General features: G+C 30.2%; 19 protein-coding genes and 2 other annotated features. Of the genes, 6 read left to right on the top strand and 13 right to left on the bottom strand.

The genetic code is table 11. From position 1 onward, the window contains the following. Window positions 1-62 precede the first annotated feature (62 nt). Window positions 63-1,016 (top strand): Na/Pi cotransporter family protein, encoded by a 954-nt coding sequence (locus BFN48_RS05980; protein ID WP_207644701.1) that lies wholly within the window; start codon window positions 63-65, stop codon window positions 1,014-1,016. A gap of 477 nt (window positions 1,017-1,493) precedes the next feature. On the opposite strand, the gene BFN48_RS05975 is transcribed toward BFN48_RS05980, so the two are convergent. Beyond that, window positions 1,494-2,606 carry a polysaccharide deacetylase family protein gene (locus BFN48_RS05975; protein ID WP_069649988.1) on the bottom strand — a complete coding sequence of 371 codons (1,113 nt, stop codon included), beginning with the start codon at window positions 2,604-2,606 and terminating at the stop codon, window positions 1,494-1,496. Between the two features lie 362 nt (window positions 2,607-2,968). On the opposite strand from BFN48_RS05975, the gene BFN48_RS05970 reads away from it, so the two are divergent. Beyond that, on the top strand, window positions 2,969-3,157 hold the full coding sequence (locus tag BFN48_RS05970; RefSeq protein ID WP_069649987.1) for a hypothetical protein: 189 nt from the start codon (window positions 2,969-2,971) through the stop codon (window positions 3,155-3,157). Between the two features lie 27 nt (window positions 3,158-3,184). Here BFN48_RS05970 and BFN48_RS05965 read toward each other — a convergent pair whose 3' ends face one another. Next, window positions 3,185-3,880 carry a 4Fe-4S double cluster binding domain-containing protein gene (locus tag BFN48_RS05965; protein ID WP_069649986.1) on the bottom strand — a complete coding sequence of 232 codons (696 nt, stop codon included), beginning with the start codon at window positions 3,878-3,880 and terminating at the stop codon, window positions 3,185-3,187. Window positions 3,881-4,158: 278 nt separating this feature from the next. On the opposite strand from BFN48_RS05965, the gene BFN48_RS05960 reads away from it, so the two are divergent. Together BFN48_RS05960 and BFN48_RS05955 are read left to right on the top strand one after the other, a co-directional pair. After that, window positions 4,159-4,362: an alpha/beta-type small acid-soluble spore protein gene (locus BFN48_RS05960; RefSeq protein ID WP_054870665.1), complete on the top strand. Its 204-nt coding sequence runs from the start codon at window positions 4,159-4,161 to the stop codon at window positions 4,360-4,362. 137 nt (window positions 4,363-4,499) lie between these two features. Next, a complete protein-coding gene (locus BFN48_RS05955) occupies window positions 4,500-5,045 on the top strand; it encodes a DUF4364 family protein (RefSeq protein WP_069649985.1) in 546 nt (181 codons plus the stop codon). 141 nt (window positions 5,046-5,186) lie between these two features. Here BFN48_RS05955 and BFN48_RS05950 read toward each other — a convergent pair whose 3' ends face one another. The 6 genes from BFN48_RS05950 to pgsA all read right to left on the bottom strand — a co-directional run bounded on the left by BFN48_RS05950 (window position 5,187) and on the right by pgsA (window position 11,956). Beyond that, window positions 5,187-6,128, bottom strand: coding sequence for a YncE family protein (locus BFN48_RS05950; RefSeq protein WP_069649984.1), 942 nt, complete (start codon window positions 6,126-6,128; stop codon window positions 5,187-5,189). Window positions 6,129-6,218: 90 nt separating this feature from the next. Next, complete coding sequence (locus BFN48_RS05945) at window positions 6,219-6,443, bottom strand: hypothetical protein (RefSeq protein ID WP_069649983.1); 225 nt, start codon at window positions 6,441-6,443, stop codon at window positions 6,219-6,221. A 56-nt stretch (window positions 6,444-6,499) separates the two neighbouring features. Beyond that, window positions 6,500-7,795 carry a bifunctional folylpolyglutamate synthase/dihydrofolate synthase gene (locus tag BFN48_RS05940; RefSeq protein ID WP_069649982.1) on the bottom strand — a complete coding sequence of 432 codons (1,296 nt, stop codon included), beginning with the start codon at window positions 7,793-7,795 and terminating at the stop codon, window positions 6,500-6,502. A 329-nt stretch (window positions 7,796-8,124) separates the two neighbouring features. Continuing rightward, complete coding sequence (locus BFN48_RS05935; protein ID WP_069649981.1) at window positions 8,125-10,773, bottom strand: valine--tRNA ligase; 2,649 nt, start codon at window positions 10,771-10,773, stop codon at window positions 8,125-8,127. 124 nt (window positions 10,774-10,897) lie between these two features. After that, window positions 10,898-11,068, bottom strand: coding sequence for a hypothetical protein (locus BFN48_RS12425; RefSeq protein WP_176718834.1), 171 nt, complete (start codon window positions 11,066-11,068; stop codon window positions 10,898-10,900). A 61-nt stretch (window positions 11,069-11,129) separates the two neighbouring features. Continuing rightward, window positions 11,130-11,350, bottom strand: a binding site (T-box leader). Between the two features lie 57 nt (window positions 11,351-11,407). Next, complete coding sequence (gene pgsA / locus BFN48_RS05930; RefSeq protein WP_069649980.1) at window positions 11,408-11,956, bottom strand: CDP-diacylglycerol--glycerol-3-phosphate 3-phosphatidyltransferase; 549 nt, start codon at window positions 11,954-11,956, stop codon at window positions 11,408-11,410. A 378-nt stretch (window positions 11,957-12,334) separates the two neighbouring features. Between pgsA and BFN48_RS05925 the strand changes: the two genes are divergently transcribed. Then, window positions 12,335-13,339 carry an ABC transporter substrate-binding protein gene (locus BFN48_RS05925; RefSeq protein ID WP_069649979.1) on the top strand — a complete coding sequence of 335 codons (1,005 nt, stop codon included), beginning with the start codon at window positions 12,335-12,337 and terminating at the stop codon, window positions 13,337-13,339. Window positions 13,340-13,420: 81 nt separating this feature from the next. Here the strand turns inward: BFN48_RS05925 and BFN48_RS05920 are convergent, their stop codons facing one another. Together BFN48_RS05920 and BFN48_RS05915 are read right to left on the bottom strand one after the other, a co-directional pair. Beyond that, window positions 13,421-14,125 carry a hypothetical protein gene (locus tag BFN48_RS05920; protein WP_069649978.1) on the bottom strand — a complete coding sequence of 235 codons (705 nt, stop codon included), beginning with the start codon at window positions 14,123-14,125 and terminating at the stop codon, window positions 13,421-13,423. A gap of 24 nt (window positions 14,126-14,149) precedes the next feature. Then, window positions 14,150-15,406: a M28 family metallopeptidase gene (locus BFN48_RS05915; protein WP_069649977.1), complete on the bottom strand. Its 1,257-nt coding sequence runs from the start codon at window positions 15,404-15,406 to the stop codon at window positions 14,150-14,152. Between the two features lie 145 nt (window positions 15,407-15,551). Between BFN48_RS05915 and BFN48_RS05910 the strand changes: the two genes are divergently transcribed. Continuing rightward, window positions 15,552-15,899 carry a hypothetical protein gene (locus BFN48_RS05910; protein ID WP_069649976.1) on the top strand — a complete coding sequence of 116 codons (348 nt, stop codon included), beginning with the start codon at window positions 15,552-15,554 and terminating at the stop codon, window positions 15,897-15,899. An 87-nt stretch (window positions 15,900-15,986) separates the two neighbouring features. Here BFN48_RS05910 and trpS read toward each other — a convergent pair whose 3' ends face one another. From trpS to BFN48_RS05895, 3 genes are all read right to left on the bottom strand, one after another. Further along, on the bottom strand, window positions 15,987-16,988 hold the full coding sequence (gene trpS, locus BFN48_RS05905) for a tryptophan--tRNA ligase (RefSeq protein WP_069649975.1): 1,002 nt from the start codon (window positions 16,986-16,988) through the stop codon (window positions 15,987-15,989). Window positions 16,989-17,043: 55 nt separating this feature from the next. After that, window positions 17,044-17,250, bottom strand: a binding site (T-box leader). Window positions 17,251-17,307: 57 nt separating this feature from the next. Then, window positions 17,308-18,063, bottom strand: a complete 756-nt coding sequence (locus BFN48_RS05900; protein ID WP_069649974.1) for a TIGR00266 family protein — start codon at window positions 18,061-18,063, stop codon at window positions 17,308-17,310. Window positions 18,064-18,486: 423 nt separating this feature from the next. Beyond that, the gene (locus tag BFN48_RS05895) at window positions 18,487-26,250 is read right to left on the bottom strand and encodes a DUF11 domain-containing protein (RefSeq protein WP_069649973.1); all 7,764 of its coding nucleotides are present in this window, start codon (window positions 26,248-26,250) and stop codon (window positions 18,487-18,489) included. Window positions 26,251-26,304: the final 54 nt, after the last annotated feature.

The raw sequence follows: 26,304 nt of genomic DNA, 5'->3' as shown, positions 1-26,304 counted from the left end.
CATCTAATACTACATATATATTAACTGTAGTAACGTTTTAGTAATCTAATTGGAGGGAATAAATGAAGTTATTTAAAGAAATGCATTATGTGATGATTTTATTAAGTATTTCTGGAGGTCTCTTATTATTTCTTTTAGGTATAAAAATAATTTCTACTTCATTTGAAAAAATAGTTTCAGAAAAGCTCAAGATTAAGCTATACAAATTGACAAATAACAAAATAATTGGGGTATTGCTAGGAGTAATAGTAACTGGGTTACTTCAAAGCAGTAGTGCTACAACTTTATTAGTCATTAGTCTTGTACACAGTAATCTTATAAGCATTTATAATGCTGTACCTATTATTATGGGAGCAAATATTGGTACAACTATAACAGCACAAATTATTGCAATAGAAATTAAAAATTACGCAGTATATCTTTTATTAGCTGGAATTATTATTACACCATTTTTCAAAAGAGAACCAACTAAAATAATACCTAAACTATTAATAGGTATTTCTTTAATATTTCTAGGTATAGATATTATTTCAAACAGCATAGCTTCAACAAACAGTACAAAAAAACTTTCTTTATTAATAGAAAATATTGGTGCAAATGATGTTTTAGGTATATTCTCAGGATTCCTTATAACAGCAATTATTCACAGTAGCAGTACTGGAATTGCTATCCTTCAAATTATGGCATCATCTCATATTATCTCAGTCAGAACTTCTATTCCTATTATACTAGGCCAAAATATAGGTACCTGTATAGATACTCTAATAGGAAGCTTAGCAACTAATCGCACTGGCAAACAAGCTGCTTTTGTCCATATAATATTCAACATAAGCGGAGTTATTATCTTCTACTATTTTATAAATTATCTTTATAATTTTGTAAGTCTAATTTCACCAAATAATCCATCCAGACAAATTGCAAATGCTCATACACTTTTTAATGTATTAACTACATTACTACTCTTACCTTTTTCATCAACCCTTGTAAATATATCAAAAAAATTAATAAAGGAGTAAATTTTACTCCTTTCAAACTATAGAAAAACTTATTTTTAAATGTCTATAAAAAGAACAAAATCTTCGATTTAAATAAATCAAGGAAGATTTTGTTGAAATCCATTACGGAAATTACATTTTAAATTACCCACAATTTAATAAGGTTTATAACGACTCTGGTATGCAAGCATGCCATACAAAGTTTCAATGAAATCAACATTTATTTTTATAAAAATATAAGATTTTATTATAATTTCCTTATGGATTATAAAAGCAAAATGCTTGAAAGAATTTAGTTAAAAAAACTAGGTGAAAATTTTTGAGAAAATCCGTAGGCTTAGCAGGACGCTAAGTCAACATCCTACAAGGCAGGACGTCTTGATTAGGTGCGTTAGGATTTTCTAAAAATTTGAGCCTTAAGTTTTTTCTAAATTCTTTCGCATGAGCGTTATTTTCATAAATAATTTAATTTATCAATAATCTTAAAAGATATAAATTCTACTCCTTCTCTTCATAAATATAAAGCAACTTACCATTTAATTTATCTTTATCTACAATATCCTCAAACTTTTTAGGTACAGTTACAACATCTGGATTGCCATCACTAATAAACCTTTTTTGAGGAAATTTATCAAAGTATTCTAACCAGTTATAGAGACCTACATTATCAACATTAGTCTCACTTGCCCTAACTCTTGGTATTGAATAAGGATTAAATCTCTTGTCTATTGGGGAATAAGAAGGCTTCCAACCTACATTTAATATAGCTATATTATTATAATTAATTCCATTATACTCACCTTTTTTTAAATAAACTTCATTTTCTTTGTTTTTAGGTCTACTTCCATATGGAAGGGCTAACATATTTACTTCATAATTTTTTAAAATACTACTTAAAAACTCAACATTTTGACCTATTACCCTTTGTATACTACTAGAATCTAAATTAGTAAAATTATTATGTCCAATTGTATGATTACCTATATCTAATCCCTTTTCAATCAAGTACTTAAGCTTATACTCTACAAGTTCTTTTTGTCTAAAAGGATTTTTTCCAAATGTAAAAAATGTTGCCTCTAAAGGAAAATCAGGATGCTGGTTATGAAACTCTTCCAAAATACCTACTGCACAATTAGGATCAATTATTTTCTTACCATCCTTTACAATTATATTAAAATTATTTTTATTACCATCATCAAAAGTAATAACTATAGGTGTATATCCAGCCTCAACATTTATATTATTGTTCACAAAATCTTTGAGGCTTATAGGTCTATATCCTTTTTCATATAATACACTTAAATCTCTTTTGAAATTTTCGACTGTCCTAACCCATTCACTTTCCTTGTTTCCAATGTTATGATACATTAATATCATTATTTGACCTACTTCATTTGGTCTTTTCGATAAATCTATTTTTTCAAAAGGATTCTTTAGATTACTATCTTCTTTACTATCTTTTTTATTAATAATATTATTGGTTTCTTCCACTTTATTATAAACTTCATCAACAACTGAAATCTTACTGTTTACCTCTTCTATTTTATTGCATCCAGTCAAAAGTAAAAGTACAATTACTACTACTACTGTTATATTTATTACTTTTTTCAAAATATCCCCCCTAATATCTCTATATACCTCTTTGCAACGTATTAAAACCTTATTTAATAATCCATAGGAAATTATATTCCTTATTAAACTGTGGATAATTTTGAATATAATTTCCGTAATGGATATAGGCAAAATCTTCCTTAATTTATTTGAATCGAAAATTTTGTTCTTTTAAAATAAATATTATTTGTCGGAAAAAATTTGAAGTATTATGTTTTTTCATAGGGTTAAAATATAAATATAGATTTTATTTAATTATAACACATCCTATTAAATTGAAACTATAATCCGATTAGCTCATAGTTGAAATTTTCCTATTAATTACAAAATCTTTTAAAGATCATAAAAAGGAGATGTGTTTATTGTCTATAAGAAAAAGTACCTTTACTAATATTAAAGGAAAACAGACAGAATACTCTGCTATAACAATAACAAATGATGAAAGACATTTTTATAGAGAGGCAGAATCCCAAAAAGCTCAGCTTGAAAGCAAACATAAGCATGGTACTAGAAAAGACGTAAAAACTCCTATAAAAAGAAAACTAACTTAAAAATGCGGCCTATTAAAGGCCGCTAAATCATGGTCTAATAACTTTTGTTCCTCTTGGACAACTTGAAATACATAAACCACATACTGAACCTCTACCTATATCTTTATATTGTTCACTCATATAAGTACTACATGCAAACGCATCAACTAAAGTCTCTCTATCAACACCTTGGTGCCAATTATTCCCTTTCAAAGCCAAAGCAGGACACTTTGTTACACAAATATTGCAATCCCCACATTTTGAGTTTTTTATCGGCTCATCATATGGAAAAATCATATTTGTTAACACAGTTCCTAATCTTATTCTTGATCCAAACTCTTCTGTAACTAAACAAGCATTTTTACCTATCCATCCTAAACCTGCCAAAGTTGCAACAGTTTTATGTTGAAAAATTCCTGTATATGCATCTGTTTCTGTTTTAACAGTTTGAGAAGCTGGTATTGCCATAGCAAGATATCCTTCATTTTGAATCATATTTGTTATAGCTAAAGTAATTTGGTCTATTAAAAAATTTACTGTTCTATAATGATGGAAATAAGTATGAGTTGGTTTATCTACTACATCATTCATTATCTGATCAGATAATCTAACAACAATAGAAATACCTGATTTTAAGTGAGAAAAATTATCAGGTAAGAAGTTTTCTAATTTAGCAAATCCAACTTTAGAAGCACCCATACTAATCGCTTTTTCTATTATCTTTTCTCTAAAAGTTAAATTCATATGATTCTCCTTTCTTTTACAATGCTAAATTTATTATAACACAGCTATTAGTCAATAATTATTATTCATTAGTAAATAATCATTACTTATTAGTCTATTGACTATTGACTATCAAGTATTAAATCAATTTTTTCCTAAAATATTAATTATATGAATAAATAGTATAAAATATACCAATTTTTAATATTTTCATGGATATAAAAATAAAAAAAAGGTTATATTAATAATACAACATCAAATATGATGTTGGTAATAAATCTATTTGGGAGGGAAAAAAATTGGCTAGAGGAAATAGAGTTGTTGTTCCAGAAGCTAAGCAAGCCCTTGAGCAAATGAAAATAGAGATAGCTAATGAATTAGGTTTATCTAATTATAATAGTATAGATAAAGGAAACTTAACTTCTAGACAAAATGGTTATGTTGGTGGATATATGGTTAAAAGGCTAATTGAGCAAGCTGAAAGACAAATGTCTGGAAGATAAATCATAAAAAGGAGAAGTGGCATCTTTGCCACTTCTCCTTTTTATATGTTATAATTTTAATATGATTTATTTTAAGATGTGTGAAATCAATATAATCAAATTTATAATCACATATCTAGAAAAAAAGAGGTGGCATTATGTTTGTCGAAAATACTAAAGAATTAGCACAACACAAACTCTTGCTTCTATACATATTAGATATTGTAGAATTCCCAATGACTAATTCTGAAATTACACAGTTTGTTCTCGAAAACAATTATATGGTCAATTACTTTATGGTACAACAATTTTTAAGTGAGCTAGTATCCTCAAAATTTATTGAAATAACTACAAAAGATGGCAGTGAATACTACCATATCACAGAGCAAGGTAAAAATACTCTTAATTACTTCATAGATAGAATACCAGAAAAAATAAAGCTTGAAATTGATAATAATTACAAAAAAAAGAAAGAAGAAATGATTAAGAAAACTCAAATTATTGGTAATTACTATAAAAAGAATGATTCAGAGTATATTGTTAATCTAAAAGTCATAGAAAAAGACATTACTCTATTCAATATGTCTCTGAATGTAGTTTCAAATAAACAAGCAAAACTCATTTGTAATAATTGGAAAGAAAATCCTCAAGAAATCTATAAAAAAATATTAGATTTATTAATAGTAACAAAATCTTCGATTTAAATAAATATTATAAGGAAAATTTTCTTGAAATCCATAAACGGAAATTATATTCAAATTTATACGCAATTTAATAAGGAATATAATTCCCTATGGATTATAAAAAACAAATAGGCAGGTTTTTTCCTGTCTATTCTCTTTATATCATATTAAGATTAATCCATTAGGCTCCAAACCCACTGATATATTTTTTATTATTTTACCTTTTTTATAGTCAAATACAATAACACAATTTTTTAAAGCATCTGAAATAAATAATAAATTATCACCATTGTAGAGTATGCAATTAGGCATTCCTCCTAAATAATACTTTTCAAGTATATTTTTCTTCTCAATATTAATTTTATAGAGAAAACCGTCAAGAGCATTAGTTGTATATAATATGTCTGTATTCTCTATAACAACCATATCTAAAATTACCCCTTCTACTTCTAATTCTGTAAGTAATATATTATCTTTTATATCTAATACTTGTATTATACTTTGTTGCATTCCATTTGACTGGGTACATAATATATATATTCTATTCTTATTTATTCCAATATGAAAAGGATTAAACCTAAGTCTAATTTTATCTATTTTATTACTATCTAAGTAGATTACACTCAAACTATAACCGCTGCTATTAGCTACATAAATTCGATTTTTGCTGCTATTTATTTTAATATCATGAGGTTTCTCGCCTACAGGTATATTCTCTAATAATATAAATTCCTTCTCATCTATTACTGAAACTGAATTTGAATCTGTATTTGTAACAAAAATACATCCATCTAACAACTCTAAATGTTTTGGACAGCTTCCTACATAAACAGCATCTATAACTGCTTTCTTGTTTATATCTATCTTAAAAACACTATTATCATATGAATTAGCTGTATATATTATTGAGTCATTACTACCTCTAATAATATGATGAGGTCCTATACATGGTCTGTTTATACTTGAAATATTAACTCGTTTTTTACATCTACCAATATTATTATTATTGAGAAATATATTTTCTACTTCATATTTATTTTCTAAATCTACCAAGGTCAACGTATCATTCTCAGTATTAGCTACAACGAGTTTTTTCCTCTTCATAAAAATAATCACCTCTGTCTTGCTCGCCCTTATATCAGTTTATGCACATTTAATAATAAGGGTGAATAGAGGTGATTAATTAAATTATAATTATATATCAATTATTATTTTTTTAATCCATACTTCTTTATCAATTGTTATATTTCTTCTTTTTATCTCAATAATCAGTTCATTAAACTCATTAGCTTCTTCCCAGTATTTTTCTTCATCATCTAATGATGATAAAAGCCTTAGTTTTTCCATTTTCGAATAAGCCTCTTCTAGTAAAACATAATCTTCTAAATTTTTATATGGTTTGTACCCTGTTTCAGACATAACCAACCTCCCACTTGAATATATATATATTTTATTCAATGGGAGAAAAATAATAACTAATCATTCATAATAATTTTTCTGACATCACCTATTAAATATAAAGAGCCTGAAAATAATATAAGATCATCTTCTTCTGCCTTATCCAAAGCTTTATTTACAGCTTTCTTTATATCTTTTTCAATTAAATATTTCTTATTAAAATTCTCAATAATATTTGCTAATTTTTCTGCCGCAAGTTTTCTTGGATTATTTGCCTCTGTAATAATAATTTCATCTGCTAGAGGAACTAATTCATTCAATATACTATTAACTTCTTTATCGCCAAGTATTCCAATGCCTAGAATTAATTTATTATATTTAAAAAGTTCCTTGATAGACTTTTTTAAAGAATTTGCTCCTGCTAAATTATGTGCACCATCTATGACAAATGTCGGATTACGTCTTAATATTTCTAATCTACCTTTCCACTTAGTTTTTAATAAACCTCTTCTAATACTATCTTCATTAATATCTACATATTTATTTTCTAATAAAATAAATATAACTGTTAAAGCAACACAAGCATTATTTATTTGATGCTCTCCTATAAGATTAATCTTAAGATTTTTAAGAGTCTTTTCGTTAAATTTAAAATTAAATTTACTGCCTAGTTCCGTACATTCAATTACTTCTATATCTTCAACAGGTGCTATTATAAGCTTACTATTCTTATCCTTAACAACATCCTCAATAACTTTTTGTGCTTCATCTACTTGAGGATGGCTTATAACAAGTCCATTTTCTTTTATTATTCCTGCCTTTTCCCAGGCAATTTTTTCTATAGTATCTCCAAGTATATCCTTATGATCTAATGAAATTGGAGTTAAAACCGAAACCAATGGATTTTCAATAATATTGGTAGAATCATATCTTCCACCCAACCCAACTTCAAGTACTACAAAATCAACTTTTTCTTCTTTATAATAAACAAAAGCTATCGCAGTTACTATTTCAAATTCAGTAGGATGATTATAACCTTTTTTTACCATTTCTTCAACTTTCTCTTTAACTTTTGTAGTAACTTGAGCTAACCTTTCATCTTCAATTTCTATACCATTTATTCTAATTCTTTCTGTAAACCTCTCTAAATATGGCGAAGTGAATAATCCTACTTTATAACCAGCCTCAGTCAATATAGTCGAAATATAAGATGAAGTTGAACCTTTACCATTAGTCCCTGCTACATGTATTATTTTTAAACCTTTATGGGGATTGCCCAATAAATCTAGTAAAATCCTTATATTTTCAAGTCCTAATTTACTTCCAAATTTTCTTGTGCCATGAATATATTCTAACGCCTCTTTATAGTTCATCATCTCACTCCCCAAATTATTTATAAGCTAAGACTCTTAACAGGAGTCTCAGGCTGTAAACAAACTTTTTTTATATCTATGAAAATAAAAGCGAATGCTTGAAAGAATTTAGTTTAAAAAACTAGGTGAAAATTTTGAAGAAAATCCGTAAGCTTAGCAGGACGCTAAGCCAGCATCCTACAAGACAGGACGTCTTGATTAGGTGCGTTAGGATTTTCTAAAAATTTGAGCCTTTAGTTTTTTCTAAATTCTTTCGCATGAGCGTTATTTTCATGAATAATTTAATTTATCAACAAGCTAAGACCCCATTAAGGAGTCTTAGCTTTTCTCTATTTTCTCTTTAAACTTTCCAATCTTTCAAGCACTTTTTCCATCATATTTTGATACTTAGCTTCTTTTTCTCTTTCTTTATCAACTATATGCTTAGGTGCCTTGCTTATAAATCCTTCATTAGATAACTTGTTTCTTACTCTTTTTAATTCCCCTTCTAATCTCTCTTTTTCTTTTTCTAATCTTTCTATTTCTTTTGCAATATCAACTAGTTCTTCTAAAGGTAAATATATTTCACAATCTTCTACTACAGCTGACATCGCATCTTCACCTATACCATCTTTATTATCTCTAATTTCTATACTTGAAGCTCCTGCAAGAGTAGTAAAATAAATCTCTCCTTCGCTTAGCATATTCTTAATATCATTGTTGTTAGTTACAAATATCACTTTAGCCTTTTTAGAAGGAGCTACATTCATTTCTGCCCTTATATTTCTGATATTCTTTACAGCCTCCATTATAAAACCAATTCTTCTCTCAGATTTTTCAAAATTATATTCTTCTTTATATACAGGCCATTTTGCTATTATTAAACTGCTTTCTGTATTTGGTAAGTGTTGCCAAATTTCCTCTGTAATAAATGGCATAAATGGATGCAATAATTTTAGAAGGTCTTTTAATACGTATAATAGCACATATCTTGCAGTATTCTTGCTTGCTTCATCATCACCATATAAACGAGGTTTTACCATTTCAATATACCAATCGCAATATTCACTCCAAATAAAATCATATATCTTTTGAGCTGCAATACCCAATTCAAATTTCGTTAAGTTCTCTGTAACTTCCTTTGCTACCTTATTAACTCTAGATATTATCCATTTATCTTCTTCTTTTAGTGAATTAAATGCTAAATCATACTCGATTAACTCTTCACCTAGATTCATTAAAACAAATCTTGACGCATTCCATAACTTATTTGCAAAGTTTCTACTAGCTTCAACTCTTTCCATATGGAATCTCATATCGTTTCCTGGTGTGTTTCCAGTAATTAATGTAAATCTTAAAGCATCAGCACCATACTTATCTATTATTTCAAGTGGATCAATACCATTACCTAATGATTTACTCATCTTTCTTCCTAATGAATCTCTAACCAAACCGTTAATTAAAACATTTTTAAACGGAATATCTCCCATATGTTCTAATCCTGAAAATACCATTCTAACTACCCAGAAGAAAATAATATCATAACCTGTTACCAACACATCTGTTGGATAGAAATATTTAAGTTCTGGCGTATCTTCAGGCCATCCTAAAGTTGAAAATGGCCATAAAGCAGATGAGAACCATGTATCTAAAGTATCAGGGTCTTGCTTAATATTTGTACTTTCACATTTAGGACAGCTTTCAGGTTCTTGTCTTGAAACTATAACTTCCCCGCAGTCTTGGCAGTAATATACAGGTAATCTATGTCCCCACCAAAGCTGTCTTGAAATACACCAATCTCTAATATTTTCTAACCAATGAACATATATCTTACCAAATCTTTCTGGTATAAATCTAAATCTTCCTTCTCTATATGCTTTTAATGCTGGCTTAGCTAAAGGTTCCATTTTTACAAACCACTGTTTTGATATGATAGGCTCAACAACAGTATTACATCTTTCACAATGACCTACATTATGATTATGGTCTTCAATTTTTACAAGATAACCTCTATCTTCCAAATCCTTAACTATTGCTTTTCTCGCTTCATATCTATCCATTCCTTGATATTTACCACCTAATTCATTAATGCTTGCATCATCATTCATCACTTTTATTTGCTCTAAATTGTGTCTTAATCCCACCTCAAAATCATTTGGGTCATGTGCTGGAGTTATTTTAACAGCTCCAGTACCAAATTCCATTTCTACATATTCATCTGCTATAACAGGTATTTCTCTATTAACTAGAGGTAATATCAATTTCTTTCCAATTAAATGCTTATATCTTTCATCTTCTGGATTTACAGCAACTGCTACGTCGCCAAGCATAGTTTCAGGTCTAGTAGTAGCAATAACAATATACTCATCGCTATCTTTAACAGGATATTTAATATGCCATAACTTGCCTTGCTTTTCTTCATGTTCTACTTCAGCATCTGAAATAGCTGTCTTACAACTTGGACACCAATTTATAATTCTATTCCCTCTATAAATTAAACCTTTTTCGTATAATCTTATGAAAACTTCTTCAACAGCTTTGCTTAACCCCTCATCTAAAGTAAATCTTTCTCTTGACCAGTCACAAGAAACTCCAAGTTTTCTTAATTGTTTTCTTATATTGCCACCATACTTTTCTGTCCAATCCCAAGCTTCCTCTAAAAACTTTTCTCTACCTATTTGCTCTTTTGTCTTACCTTCAGAGCGTATTTTAGCTACAACTTTAGCCTCTGTTGAAATACTTGCATGATCAGTACCTGGTAGCCACAAAGCTTCATAACCTTCCATTCGTTTCCATCTTATTAAAATATCCTGTAAAGTACCGTTTAAAGCATGCCCCATATGTAGACTACCAGTAACATTAGGTGGTGGCATCATAATAGTAAATGGTTCTTTTTCTTCATTAACTTCAGCTCTAAAATAATTATTTTCATTCCAATAGTTATAAATTCTTTCTTCAAAATCCTTTGGATTATACTTTTTCGCTAAATTTCTTTCCATACTTTTCCCTCCTCATAATTATCGTCATTGGTCTTTCGCCATTCGCTATTCGTCAAACCAGAAAGTAAAAAGCTAAAGACTAAAGGTGTTAACTATTCATAAAACTTTTGTTATTGATATTTATCTATTTACCATAAAACATTAATAATGCTCCTAAAATTGATAAAAATAGTCCAAATATTTTTATTTTTAATAAGCCTTTCAGAGTTTTTATTTTACCCTTTTTAAAATATAAATCAGAACCAAATACAATTAATCCACTTATTATAAATAAAGCTCCTCCTAATTTAAACATATAATCACTTCCTTTAAGTGCAAAATCCTTTCAATTCCCAATAAAAAACCCTTCATCCAAACATAAGGACGAAGGGTATTTTCGCGGTACCACCTTATTTCCAGATATTAAAGGTATATCTGGCTCTCATTTAAATAACGGTAAAACCGTCCAGGCCTACTTAAGTTCAGCCTAGAAGCTCCAGAGCTACCTTCAGTAAACATTGCCTTGCAAAACCTTCCAGCCAATGGGTTTCGCTCTCTTGAAGGTTGTTTACCTACTCCTCTCCTTCAACGCTTTTATCTTATATTTTAACCAGTACCTAGCACCTAATTTTTAATATATTATATAATAATTATCTTATTTGTCAATGCTTTTTTCCTTATTTGTACGATTTATTTCTCTAAATCCAATCAAATAGTTAATAAATGCTACAATCGTAAGTACAACTGCTACTGAAACAAGTAAAAAGCTTATTAATTTATTTACTTTAAAAGCGATAGATAAAATCGCAATATAAAATGATACTGTTGCTATCTTACCATATTTATTAGCTGGAATAACAGTTTTATCAACGAAATAATATAAAAATAATCCTCCTAATATCATCAAAATTTCTTTTATACCTATAACTGTAATAACCCATAATGGTAAATATTTTTTATCTGTAAAGCACACTAAAACAGTAATCTGCATAAGCTTATCTGCTAAAGGATCAAGCGCAGCTCCCCACTTAGTTACCATATTATATTTTCTAGCAATATATCCATCTAAAACATCAGTAATTCCAGCCAATATAAAAATATATGTAGCATATAATATATTATTCTCTATTGATGAATAGAAAATAACTATAAAAATTGGTATAAATAAAAACCTAATTGTTGTGAGTATATTAGGTATGTTCATAATACACCTCTTCTGTTAAAATATGATAATGCTGTTATTTCCAATGAATACCAAAAGGCCTACATACAATATTATAACAAAATCTTCGATTCAAATAAATTAAGGAAGATTTTGCCCATATCCATTACGGAAATTATATTCAAAATTATTCTCAATTTAATAAGGAACATAATTCCCTATAGATTATAAATAATTATTAATATATGTACAAGAACTATGTTACCCATTTACTTTGCTTAATATAATTATTTGCACTTTACATTAAAAATTCCTGCATAATCTAAGATTTTATTTAAATATATTTTCAATTGCATGTGTAACAGTTGAAATTGCAACTGAATATAATAATTTTAAACCAAAAACTTAAGGGGGATTAATATGAAATTAGCAAAAAGCTTTTCTCTACTTTTAATATCCATACTTATAATATCTAGTTTATTAATAGGTTGTCAAAAAGAAGAACTTAAAACTGTAAGACTAGTTGAAGTTACACATTCTGTTTTCTATGCTCCACAATATGTAGCGTTAACAAAAGGTTTCTTTGAAGAAGAAGGTATTAAAATAGAATTAACTAATGGTAAAGGTGCAGATAAATCAATGGCTGCATTACTAAGTGATCAAGCTGATATAGGTTTTATGGGACCAGAAGCATCAATCTATGTGTATAATCAAGGTAAAAAGGACTATGCTATTAATTTTGCTCAATTAACTCAAAAAGATGGTTCTTTCCTAGTAGGCAGAGAAAAGGATCCTAATTTTTCATTTGAAAAACTAAAAGGGAAAACTATACTTGGTGGAAGAAAAGGTGGAGTTCCTGAAATGACTCTAGAATATGTACTCAAAAAACACGGTCTTCAACCTGGAAAAGATGTAAATGTACGTACTGATATACAATTTGCAATGATGGCAGGAGCATTTACAAGTGGAGAAGGAGACTATACAACCCTCTTTGAACCAACCGCTTCAATGATGGAAAAAGAAGGTAAAGGTTATATAGTTGCTTCAATAGGTAAAGAAGGAGGTTATATCCCATATACAGTATACTGTGCTAAAAAAAGCTATATTGAAAAAAATCCAGACATAATTCAAGGCTTTACAAACGCAATCTATAAAGGTATGCTTTGGGTACAAAATCATTCTTCTGAAGAAGTTGCAGAAGCTATACAACCTCATTTCCCAGATGCAGATAAGGAACTTCTAGTTACAGTTATCAATAGATATAAAGAGCAAGATACTTGGAAACCTGACCCTGTACTAACAAAAGAAGGTCTAGATCATCTAATGCATATCATGGAATTAGCTGGAGAACTTGATAAAAGAGCTCCTTATGATAAAATAGTAACAACTGAATTTGCTAAAAAAGCTATTGAAACTATTAAGTAGCAGAAATTACAATTTCTGCTACTTGATTTACATATAATAAAAATCATTCATTACTGGAATAAAATCTTCGATTTAAATGAATTAAGGTAGATTTTGTTGAAATTTATAATTAGTTAATTTAGAAACATCAACAAATTTAATAAATCTCTTAATATCTTCTATATTGTCAACTTTCATATCAGATTTTATTACTGGATTTTCTCTCTCAATAATCTCTCCTCTTAATAAAGATATATGTAATTCATCATTTACTTTAAAATTTATTTCCCATACAATATTAGTATTCTTATCATATAAGATAGTATATGCTCTGTTACCGACATAAATTGTTTTAGTTTCAAAAGGATTATCTTGTGATAATTGTGATAATGAAATTGGCAATGTACTAATAGCAACATAAAATCCCTTCGTTTCTTTATTTTTATTCTTATATATTAATTTTAATCTTTCAATAGTTTCTATAGATAATTGACGGTCATATAACTTATTTAACTCAATCGCTTCATAATCTACATCAGGACATGATAAATCTGTAATATTTATAAAACAAAGTTCATATCCACTATAATTTTCTTCAATATGTAATTTATCATAAATAGAATTCACTTCATCAACAGAATAGAAAATTTTGTTTATATTATAAATAAATATACCATTACCATCATATTTTACTACCTTGTATTTATCAAAAGGAACATTTGTTATTTGTTCTTGATAAAAAGCTTGATATTTTTCATCAAATTCTTCTTCTGCTTCGTTTGAAATATGTTCTTTACATTCGAACAAGTTTTCATTATCAAATATTTTATCTTACTCTGTTATTATGTATTCAAATAGCTCATTCACTAATCTGTTAATTCTCTGTATATCAATAATGTCTATCGTATCCTTTTCTGTATGAATATATGATATATCTTGTTCACCTATTGTTAATGCAGGTATATGTGCATCAGAAAAAGCAATATGGTCGCTCACTAAATTATTTGTATATAATATATTACACCTAATGTCTCGATCGTTTAAATATTTAGCTATTGATTCAATAAGCATTCCACTCACGTGCTGATTACCAACAATATCAAAAACTTTACCTCCTTTTAATCCAATCGTATCTAAATTAATCGCAACAACTTTATCATATTTCTGCTTTATATATTCTACAAAGCTCTTACTTCCATTTAGTCCCGTTTCTTCACCATTAAAAGCACAAATATAGATGTCTCTAGGAAATAAATGATTTTCACTATATTTTTTTAACCTCTTAGCTAATTCTGTAATAGCATATATCCCAGATGCATTATCTAATGCCCCATTGTAAATGGTATCTCCTGCCCATCCAACGTGATCAAAATGAGCTGATATAATTAATGCTTCTTTATTACCATTTCCTGTTATCTTCCCTATAACATTATTTGCTCTTATTTTTTCCTCAGTCATCTCTACTTTTATATGTGCTTTTGAATTAGATGCATTAACAAGTTTATCATATATAGACGGTTCTAATTGAAAAAAAGGTTTACTTTTTGGCCATACCCTTATATTTCTTCTTAATACATCTGTCTTAAATAAAACTGCTTTTATGTTTTCTAAATCCATAATCTTTGTAAGTTCAAAATCATCTACCTGCATTCCATCTACTAATATAAAAACATCTTTATCTGGCAACTCATTTATATTTGATATTACGGGACATTCCATATCAAAATTGGCTATAGGAATTTTCTCTAGAAAATCTTTTCCATATTTTAAACGATAAGACTTTTCATTATTAAACATTATCATCATCGTAATTTTCTGCTTGTCCAAAGGATAATAAGTTTGCTCATACTCATATAAGTAACTTTTTCCATCATAAGGTTCTAACCTTATAGTTTTAAAGATATCAACTAACTTTTGTTCTGCTAAAATATTCCCTTCTGTACCAATCATGCGTCCTCTATATAAATCTGAAGACAATGTATGAAGTAGCGTATCATTGTCTTTTGTTGTAAAAATTGACTGAGTGCATCCGGTTATTAAACTTATAATTATAAATAATGCAAATAGTTTTCTGATATTCGTATTCATATTATGCCTCCTATACCTTTTTTTAATATATTGTAATATAATATTGATTTTATGTCAATTTTTTCTTGACGTGTTAAAAAAATACATTATGCTACTATTAGGATTAATTTTTAATAAATTAAAACATTAAAAGGGGGTTTTTTATATGTTTAAAAAACGTTTTATATTACTTTTTCTTCTAGCTTTAATAATACTTGTGCCTATTGAATCCATATATGCACAAGAAAATATCAGCTTTAAAAAAGGTTCTTTAATTAGTCCAAACTATGTTCCTTGTCCTATATGGCAAGGACCGCATCGATATGAAAAAGCAGGAGACCCTACATATACTGATTGGATTTATTATGCTACACATTTGCACTATGATAGTAGTGATGATTATTATTTCAAATGTGATATTTATAAAAAATATAAAGAACAGGAATATCGCTGCCTTTGTGGAGACAGCTATGTAAAAAGAACTGTTGTCGATACTGTTCATATTGCTCAATAAAAATTTTATTTCACTAATATTCACTTTTCAAGATATATTAATACCCCCACAATAATGATTACACAGTGGGGGGTACTTTTTGCATCTTTAAAATTTTCTCTGAATAAATCCAACTTTTCTATAAACTTTGCTTAGAGTCTTTCTTGCTACTCTTTGTGCTTTATTTGCTCCTTCAATATAAACCTTCTCCAAATAATCTTTATTTTTCATTAAATCTTCAAATCTTTCCCTTAAAGGTCTTAATCCTTCAACTACTACTTCAGCTAAATCATCTTTGAACTTCGCATATCCTTGTCCTTCATACCTTTTTTCAATTTCTTCAATACTGTCACCTGAAAGCTTAGAATAAATAGTAATCAAATTTTTAATTCCAGGCTGTTCATCACAATACTTAACTCTATTCAATGAATCTGTAACAGCTCTTTTTATCTTTCTTCTGATAGTATCTGGACTATCTTTAAGTAAAATATATCCATTTTCATTGCCATCTGATTTAGACATTTTACTTGTAGGATCCTGTAAGCTCATTATTCTAGCTCCTATTTTAGATATATAAACTTCTGGAATTTTAAATGTTTCACTATATCTATTATTAAATCTTTTAGCTATATCTCTAGCTAATTCTAAATGCTGCTTTTGGTCTTCACCAACAGGAACTAAATCAGCCTGATATAATAATATATCTGCAGCCATTAATACAGGATAAGTAAATAACCCCGCATTTAAATTAGCTTCGTTTTTTCTGGATTTTTCTTTAAACTGTGTCATTCTATTTAATTCACCCATATAAGTTAAACAGTTCAAAACCCAAGCTAATTCTGCATGCTCACTAACATGAGACTGAATAAAAATAGTATTTTTATCTGGGTCTATCCCACTAGCAATATACTGTGCTAAAATCTCTAAAGTATTTCTTCTTAAATCTTTTGGCACTTGAGGTACAGTAATAGCATGTAAATCAACAATACAATAAAAACATTCATACTCATCCTGAAGCTTAATCCAATTTTTTATTGCTCCTAAATAATTACCAAGTGTCAATTCTCCTGAAGGTTTAATTCCGCTTAAAATTACTTTTTTATCGCTCATTTTCTCACCTTCCTTTTCTTTTTAATCTATGAAAAAAACCTTTCTTCTCTATATTTATAGAGACGAAAGGTTAGCTTCCGCGGTACCACTCTACTTGACTCTGTGTCCACTTTGGCCCATAACGCAGGCATGCGTTGAATTCTACTTGAATTTCGAATCCACACTCCTAAGTCCATTCAGCATACCCTTAACTTCGAGCTCCCACCATCCTCGAATCGCTTTAGTTAGGTATATGCCTACTACTCTTAGTCATAGCTTTTTGTTCTATTTTTTTCTATTATACCATATAGCTTAATATATTCAATACAAAAATATCAATCTAATCGCCATCAAATATTTCTCCTAAAATACTAGCTCCTATTCCTCTTTTTTCACCAACTTGATGAAAACGTGCTGCTGCATATATTCTATCAGCTAAACGTGATAAAGGTAGACTTTGCAAATAAACCTCTCCAGGTCCTCTTAACTGAGCTAAAAAAAGACCCTCCCCGCCAAACAATGCATTTTTGAATCCTCCAACAAATTGAATATCATAATCAACAGTCGGTGCAAAACCAACAATACATCCTGTATCTACACGTATGGTTTCATTATGGGCTAGCTCTTTTTTTATAATTGTACCACCTGCATGAATAAAAGCCATACCACTACCTTCTAATTTTTGAAGTATAAAACCTTCTCCACCAAAAAAGCCTGCTCCTAATCTTCTTGTAAAAGCTATATCTATATCAATACCTCTAGCCGCACATAAAAAAGCATCTTTCTGACAATAAAATCTTCCACCATATTTTTCTAATTGAATAGGTATTATTTTCCCAGGATAAGGTGCTCCAAAAGCAACGTGACCTTTTCCTCTACCCTGATACATAAATGTTGTAATAAAAAAGCTCTCTCCTGTAATCATCCTCTTGAAACCTTTAAACAGTCCTCCACCAGTAGAAGTTTGCATAACTATACCGTCTTCCATATACATCATAGCACCTGCTTCTGCTCTTACTCCCTCATTAGGATCTAATTCAATCTCAACAATCTGCATGTCATCTCCATAAATTTTGTAATCAATAATATCACCCATAAATTTACCACCCTTCATAATATTAGTTACTATTTATTATTTAAATTATATCATCATTCAAAAAAATATATCCATATTTTCTTAAGTATATTCTAATATAAATCTATCAAAAAATAATCCCCGAAAAAATCAGGGATTATTTGAACTTGTAAACAAAGTTAATCTTTTAAAAAATACATGAAAATAAAAGCAAATGCTTGAAAAAATTTAGTTTAGAAAACTAGGAGAAAATTTTTGAGAAAATCCGTAGGCTTAGCAGGACGCTAAGCCAGCATCCTACAAGACAGGACGTCTTGATTAGGTGCATTAGGATTTTCTAAAAATTTGAGCCTTAAGTTTTTTCTAAATTCTTTCGCATGAGCGTTATTTTCATAAATAATTTATTTTATCTACAAGCTCAATCCTAAAAAATCGGGGACTATTTTATTCTTGCTTTGGATAAAAATCTTCATATGAATTTATATTCATATCACCAAAATCTTCACACATACCTTCACATTCATATTTTAAAATATCTTGACAATAACCAAATGAAGGAATTAGTAGTTGTGTTTTTAATGCAGCCGATACAATATTATAAATTCCTACTATAAATGTTTTATTTATTTCATCAATATAAAGTACATTACTATATGTGTCTAGCAAAATATCAAATTGTTGTTCATCATTATGTTCTGGTATGAACATAACTATATTGACTTCATAATCCGGTAACTTGCATTGTAACTCTAAATACTCATTCAGTTCATTTCTTAACCTTATAATATAACTAATTGTTACTAAAAAAGTAACTCTTCTAAAATGCTGCTTAGCTGTTTCTATTATTTTTAAAGAACCAGGTACAATTTCTCCTTTATTAAATTTTATACTATCTATCATATAACCCTGTGGAATATTTAGCTCTATATCATAAAGACATATCTTTTTCAAACACTGACTATAAATCTTTTCTGCAATAATACATTCAGATTGAAGAGGTATATTTATCTGAGTTGTATTTGATGACAAATTACCAAATCTATCTGGATTTGTTTCACTAATTCTAAAACTAGCCAAAGCTTTATTGAAAATAGGACTTATTACAGCATCAAGTAATTTTACTGAAAAGATAACCTCCAAAGAATCTCCTGGCTCAAGTAATGATATCAGCCATTTAACTGTACCTCCCTGAGTTTCACCACTATGAGTTAAAATGGTACCTGCTGGTACATATATAGACTCAATAAATTTCAATTTGTCTGATAATATATCAGCAACTTCAATATCATAAACTGTTCTTGGCCCTGTGTTAACTATTTGTATCTTAAACTCTATAGTTTCATTTGGATAAGCATATATTGGATTATCTGTGAAATTCTCTTCTTTCGAAGCATTTCTTTGAAATTTATAAATATCTACTGTACTATCTGTAACTTTAATCTCTTTGACATCATTTACTGGATTAGCTGGAATACCTGGTTCAAGATCCCAATTACCATATCCTTCATTAGTTTGTGTTTCTACTAAACTTACAGGATCTACAATAGCTGATACAACTTTAGCTTCAAACTTATACTTAAATACAGCATCTGCACCTACAGCTTCTGCATAAGGGACTTTTGGAAACGCTATGAATTGACCAACCACTTCTTCTGGAGTAATAGGAACCCCATTTAGTGTTGCATTACCATTATATATTTGTCCTATTGGTAATATATCAGTAAATTGTCCATTATATGCCACAGTTCCTTTCGGTAAAATAAATTCAACAGTATAAGTTATTATATCTCCAACAGCAGCATTATCAATATTTGATGTTTTTGCTATCCGTACATTAGGGTATATTTGAACAACTTCGTTAGAATTAAATGGTCCATAAGTTATAGGAGTTATTTGATTAGTGTCGTAATAAGCAGTAGCTATATTAGAATCTTCACCACCTGCAGATATTCCTCCTAATATTTCTACTCTAAAACTTAACACTTCTACAGTATCAACATCTAATACATCTATTATCCAAGTAAGCTTTTTATTTAATGCATCAAATGCAATAGTACCAGCTGAAATATCTACTACTCCTTTATAATCTTCAAATTGATCTAGTACATCTGTTATAACAACGTTGTAAGCTGGCGCTTTACCTAGATTTTCTACTGATAATCTAAATTCTACTATATCACCTGTTTCTACAAAAATAGGATTTATCTCATAACCAGTAAATTTTGTTACATTGCTTTGTTCTTTTGTAATTAGGAAAAATGGACTTCTTACTATAACATCTTTTGATGTCTTTGAAGGTACTGCAGGTGTACCTGATGCATCTATATTCCAGTTTACTTCTGCATTATTTATTTGAGTTTCTATATATGGATCTGATGCAGCCCCCATTACTATTCTAGCTTTGAAAGTGTATACAATGGTTACACTACTTGTCGTTGCATTTATTAAATCTTCAGTATCAAATGTTACTAATTGTCCTGATATGCTTGGAAAAACTAATACTCCATCTTTAGTAGCTTCACCTACATAAACTTGCCCATTTGGTAAAATATCTGTCAAAACCACATTATATGCAATAGTTCCTTCTGGTACTGTAACACTTAACGTATATTCAATAATTTCGCCTATTTCTACATCATCTTTTGACACAGATTTATCGATTTGTAATGAAGGAAGCTTAGCTTCAACTGAATTTGATAGTATAGGTCCATAGGTTGGGCTAGGTCCACTAACTACTGAAAAAGTTGCTGATATATTATCTGAAATACTACTTTGTGCTACTCCTCCAGGTAATACTTTAACAGCAACAACTGCACTATAACTTGTCAATGGTGGAATAGATGGTATCGACCAAATGATTTTGCCATTACTCGATTCTCCTGTATGAACAATAACTCCAGCTGGTGGCAAAATAACTTCACTAATAAATTTTAGTAAATTATCTAAATTATCTTCAACAGTAACATTATAAAGTGTATAAGTTGGACTTGGATTTGTAACTGTCAATTGATAATGAATAATATCTCCGACAGAAACTTGTATAAGATCAGTCGTGAATGAACCTCCAGTAGTAAAATTCTTTTGTTCTTTTAACAATTCAATATTAAGATCTGTTACATATACTTCTACTGTATCAGTTTGTGGTGTTCCAGCTGGCCCTCCTGGAGCAGTATTCCAATTAATTGTTGCTGTATTTATCTGTATATCCTGTGGAGACGTACTTACTGAATCAATAACTGCCTTAAATGTATAAACTATCGTTACAGCCCCTGCTGTAGCATCTATTGTACCTTCTTGCGGGAATGTTAATGTTGGAGATGGTATGATCGGAACTCCATTCCTTGTTAAACTATCAGGTACATAACTTTGATTAGGTGGCAAATTATCTACTACTTGCACATCATAAGCTATATTACCATTTGGTATAGTTATTTCAATCGTATAAGTTACAGTATCGCCTACAAAAACACTACTCTTATCAACATTCTTAGTTATTTTAGGTAGAGTATAATTAAAACCTACTATATTTGATAACTCTGGTCCTAAAGTTGTTGGATTTGTTGGCGAAGTATCATATACTGTTGAAGTTTGATTTAATATACTAGTTCCTGGTGGTGGTCCAGAATTCACTTGAACAGAAAAAACTAATACTCTACTTTCACCTGCCGCAATACTTGTTTCTGTCCAAGTTATAGTACCATCAGGCGAACCTAATGGAACAGATGACGTTACAGTTCCAGGTGGTGATATTACAACACCAGTAAATGTTAGAGAAGGATCAAGATTATCTGTCGTTATAACATTATATGCTGTATTTGCACCATCATTTGTAAGCGTTATTCTATATTCCACTATATCTCCTGTAGCTACTCCTAATAAAGTTCCTGTTGTAAAACTACCACCTTGCGTAACATTCCTTTGTTCTTTTAGTACAATTATATGAGGACTTCTAATTTCAACATCAACATAATCTGAAACTGGAGGTGCTTCAGGTCCTGTAGGTGTAATATCCCATATAACTTCTGTTAAATTCCTTTGTATTTCAGTATATGGATAGGTTGTCGTACCACTTATGACAGTTGTTTGAAATGTATAAATTAAAGTCTGTGGTCCTGTTTGTGGTGTAGTTGGTTCATTAAATGTTATTTCATTACCCGATATAGTTGGTGTTCCTGGTGACCAGCTTCCAGGTACATACTGCTGTCGAGCTGGTATTACATCCTTAATAACTAAATTATATGCATTAACTTTATAAGGTATTGTAACTTTTAACGTATACGTTATTGTATCTCCAATAGCAGCAACATTCGTAGAAGCTGTCTTTTCAATTTCTAATAATGGTATATTCAATAAAACCGAGTTCGAATCTTCTGTATACGTGATAGGATTTACATCATTAGAATCATAAGTTGACGTTACATTATCTGTTATCTCTGCTCCAGCACCTATTCCTGAATTTATTGAAACTGCAAATTCAAGTGTTGCTGAATTTCCAGTATCTAACTGAGGTATATTCCATGTCAATATATTTCCAGATAATACAACACTTCCTTCTGTAGGCCCTGAAATTATACCTACAAACGTTACATTACTGTTTAACACATCCTGTATATTGACATTATAAGCTGGCGAAGCTCCATTCGAAGTTACTGTCAAACGATAATATATCAAATCTTCTGGTAAACCTGATATATTTTCTGTTGTATAACTTCCTCCATTCGTAAAGTTCGTCTGCTCTTTCAATATTGCTATGTTTGGAGTTCTTGCTGTTATATTTATTTCATCCTCTTCTTCTCTCTTAAATGAGCCGCCAGAAGTAATAGCCCATTTTACCTTTGCAGTATCAGTTTGAATTTCATAAAAAGGTGGATTATGAGTAGCACTAGTAATTCTTGCAAGGAAAGTATAGATAATAGTTCTCTGACCACTAGTTGCATCTATATCTGAATTAATAGGAAAAGTAACTGTCTGACCCGATATTGTCGGTACGACTGTTGTTGGTGGGTTTGGTAATTCTTGTCTGGTAGCTGGCCCTATATATGTCTGCCCTACTGGTAATATATCTTCTATAAGTGGCGTATATGCTATTGTTCCATTTGGTACTGTTATGGTTATTGTGTATGTTATGTCGTCTCCTATCTCACCTTCTGTTATCGATGCACTTTTCTCTATACCAACCTTCGGAGCTCTTAACCTAACTGTATTTGTTTTATCTGGACCATAAGTTACTTCAAATCCATTATTATTAGTGCTATAAACGAAAGAGGCTTTATCTGGTATTCTTCCTCCTGCAGCAACCCCAGGTAATGTCGTTACTGAAAACATTAATGTTGCTGTTTCCCCTACATTTAATATCGGTATATTCCAAGTAATAGTACCTCCTGATTCTATTGCTGTGCCATGTGTCGTTATAATTGAACCTGAATTGAATGAAAGAAGTGAATTTAATTCATCTGTAACAATTGTATTAAATGCCGTCTCTGCTCCATCATTCGTAATTGATATTCTATATTCTATTACATCTCCCACTTCATAATTAATGCCTCTTTTAGTAAATCTGCCTCCTTTAGTTACATTGCGCTGTTCCTTTAACCCTCTTAAATGAGGAGTCCTTACTTCTAGTGTTGCTGAAGTACTAACTGGCACAGCTGGTGGTCCTGAAATATCCATATCCCATTTTACCTCAGCTTTGTTTATCTGCTTTTCAATATATGGGTATTCATGAGTTCCTCCTATAACTCTAACATCAAAAGCATATATTATATCAACAGAACTAGCCGTAGCATCTATATACGGTATCACTGGAAATATTACTGTTCCTCCTGAAACTGTAGGTGTAATTGGTACTCCATCCTTTGTTGCACTTCCTGCTATATATGTTTGCGTTGTATCTGGAAAAGTATCTATAACCTGTACATTATATGCGTTTGTACCTTCTGGTATAGTTACTTGTATTATATAAGTGACTATATCTCCTATTTTTGCAAAAAGTGGTTTAACCAATTTAAATAATTCTATACTCTCTGCTTTTAAAGTAGTTTGAGCTGTAAAAGGTTCACCTGGATATTGGTATGACCTATCAGGCTGAGAATAAGGTCTTTGTAATACAGCATTATTTGTAAATACTTGGCCACTTACTATCGTCGAATCTACTGTTACATCAAAGCTTAATGTCAAACTCTCGTCTGGTGCTAATTTCTTTATCGTCATTGATACATTCTGACCTGAAAATACTGGATCGTCATATTCTCCTGTTCCTGTAACTGTATATGTCCCTGCATATGTCAACCCATCTGGTATTACATCTGTTAAATCCATCTCAAACGCATCTACTACTGTTCCTTCTGCATTCTGCATATTCGATATTGTTATGCTATATGTGTATGTCTCTCCTGCTTTTATTGCATTTATATTCGGTCCTGTTACTGTCTTTTGAAATTGTATATTAGGTTCTCCAAATACTACTTCTACCTGATCTCTTTCGCTATAAGCAAAACCTTTTGTATTTTCTCCTGCTAACTTGGCTAAATTATTTCTTGCACCTACAAAATCTATATTTTGTACTGGTACTTTAAACGTAGCTGTCCATATTGTATTCCCTGGTACTGTTCCTGCTGACCATCTAAGACCATTTGGTGATACTGTAACTGGTGTAAATGGCCCTGGTAAAGTCCCACCATAAGTTATAGGCATACCCGCTGTTAATGGCCCCATATTAAGTGGAGCATATTCATCTATCTCTATATTTTTCTGTGATGCTGTTATTCCTACTGAACTGTATGTTATCCTAAACTCTACTTCATCACCTGGTGCTGCTACATTCATAGGCTTTAAGGTCCCATCTTTATAGTAATAATTTAATATTTCTTTCTTTATATTTGGCTTTCGTATTATTGAACTTGCACTCGAAGTATCCGGTGTATTTGTTAATGTTGTTTGGTTAATACCATCTATGTTTACATTATCTGATAAAACATCATCAGAACTTACTGGTTCTCCACTTGAATAATTTGATTTTACTGTTGTTGTGAAAGTTATTGTTCCTGTTGTTCCTTTACTGAGATAACCTAAGTTCCATACTAATTCTGTAGTTCCATCTGGATTTACTGTAACTGAATCAGGAGCTAATGATGCTGAACCTACATTGTATTCCTGACCGTCTTCTATTATATCTGTTATCGTAAATGAATCTATATCATCATATTGATTTATTTTATATGTCAAAGTATATGTGTTAATCTCTCCTACATCTGTTATTTTTTTATCTACCGTTTTATCTATTGTAGCATCCATTGCTCTAGTAGTAGCTACTGCTTGTACCGGCCCTGATATCCCTTCTAATATCGCTACATTCTGAAGTGGTGTTGAGTGCGGTATCCTTTCTCCGCTATTTTCTTCACATCCCTCTGTATAGTTATCCCAAATTGCTACATCAAAAGTTATTATGTTTACTGAACCCTCTGATAACGTTACTGTTTGCCAATCTAAAGTTACATAATCCTGACAATCTGGTCCAGGAGTTGGTACGATTATATTCGGTGATGATAGTTCTATTGAATCTGGACCACTTACTGTTAAACCACCTAAATATCTTACTCCATTTGGTAAATTATCTATCAGTGTAACAGTAGATGGTTCTCTTATATTATTCATTACTGTCAATTTATATTGATATGGCCATAATGGTGATAAATCTGGTGATATTAATCCTGCTCCTTTAGGCATCTTACTTGGAGCTGTTTTTAAAAGATTATATCTAAGAGGTATGAAGTTTGCTGAATCTGTTTTGGTTATTTTAACATTACCTATATCTTCATCTCCTCTTGGCAGTGTATCTACTGTCGCAGTTATATCTACACTTACCAAAGGTACATCAAAAGGCACAGGCAGTCCTGTACTTCTGAATGTATCATCTGATTTCACCTTGACTTCAATACTGTAATCTATTTCATTTGGTGCTAAATCTTTTATGTTTATCCATGATACTTTAACAGTTCCATCCGGGTTTTCTTCTACTGATGTTGGTATTATTGAACTATCCACATATGATACTCCATCTGGTAACGTCATTTCTACAGTTAGATTATATCCTCTTTCTGTCGCACTTGTATTTTTAAACATCAACCTAAAAATTCCATCCATTCCTAAAACAACTTTTATTGGATCAGGAATTTCACTCAAAACAAAATCAGATTGAGAAATAGCCATATATTCACCTCCATTCAACCTTATAATATCAATATATTCACTAAATTAGCGTTT

It is taken from the genome of Caloranaerobacter ferrireducens, from assembly GCF_001730685.1.
Taxonomy (GTDB): Bacteria; Bacillota; Clostridia; order Tissierellales; family Thermohalobacteraceae; genus Caloranaerobacter; species Caloranaerobacter ferrireducens.
The sequence above is the reverse complement of the archived record's forward strand: the minus strand, read 5'-3'. Positions and strand labels throughout refer to the sequence as shown.

Bases quoted from the DNA above. Each gene is read 5' to 3' on its own strand.
- BFN48_RS05980 (WP_207644701.1), top strand. From the start codon at position 63: ATGAAGTTATTTAAAGAAATGCATTATGTGATGATTTTATTAAGTATT.
- BFN48_RS05965 (WP_069649986.1), bottom strand. From the start codon at position 3,880: ATGAATTTAACTTTTAGAGAAAAGATAATAGAAAAAGCGATTAGTATG.
- BFN48_RS05955 (WP_069649985.1), top strand. From the start codon at position 4,500: ATGTTTGTCGAAAATACTAAAGAATTAGCACAACACAAACTCTTGCTT.
- BFN48_RS05950 (WP_069649984.1), bottom strand. From the start codon at position 6,128: ATGAAGAGGAAAAAACTCGTTGTAGCTAATACTGAGAATGATACGTTG.
- BFN48_RS05945 (WP_069649983.1), bottom strand. From the start codon at position 6,443: ATGTCTGAAACAGGGTACAAACCATATAAAAATTTAGAAGATTATGTT.
- BFN48_RS05940 (WP_069649982.1), bottom strand. From the start codon at position 7,795: ATGAACTATAAAGAGGCGTTAGAATATATTCATGGCACAAGAAAATTT.
- BFN48_RS05935 (WP_069649981.1), bottom strand. From the start codon at position 10,773: ATGGAAAGAAATTTAGCGAAAAAGTATAATCCAAAGGATTTTGAAGAA.
- BFN48_RS12425 (WP_176718834.1), bottom strand. From the start codon at position 11,068: ATGTTTAAATTAGGAGGAGCTTTATTTATAATAAGTGGATTAATTGTA.
- pgsA (WP_069649980.1), bottom strand. From the start codon at position 11,956: ATGAACATACCTAATATACTCACAACAATTAGGTTTTTATTTATACCA.
- BFN48_RS05925 (WP_069649979.1), top strand. From the start codon at position 12,335: ATGAAATTAGCAAAAAGCTTTTCTCTACTTTTAATATCCATACTTATA.
- BFN48_RS05915 (WP_069649977.1), bottom strand. From the start codon at position 15,406: ATGAATACGAATATCAGAAAACTATTTGCATTATTTATAATTATAAGT.
- BFN48_RS05910 (WP_069649976.1), top strand. From the start codon at position 15,552: ATGTTTAAAAAACGTTTTATATTACTTTTTCTTCTAGCTTTAATAATA.
- trpS (WP_069649975.1), bottom strand. From the start codon at position 16,988: ATGAGCGATAAAAAAGTAATTTTAAGCGGAATTAAACCTTCAGGAGAA.
- BFN48_RS05900 (WP_069649974.1), bottom strand. From the start codon at position 18,063: ATGGGTGATATTATTGATTACAAAATTTATGGAGATGACATGCAGATT.
- BFN48_RS05895 (WP_069649973.1), bottom strand. From the start codon at position 26,250: ATGGCTATTTCTCAATCTGATTTTGTTTTGAGTGAAATTCCTGATCCA.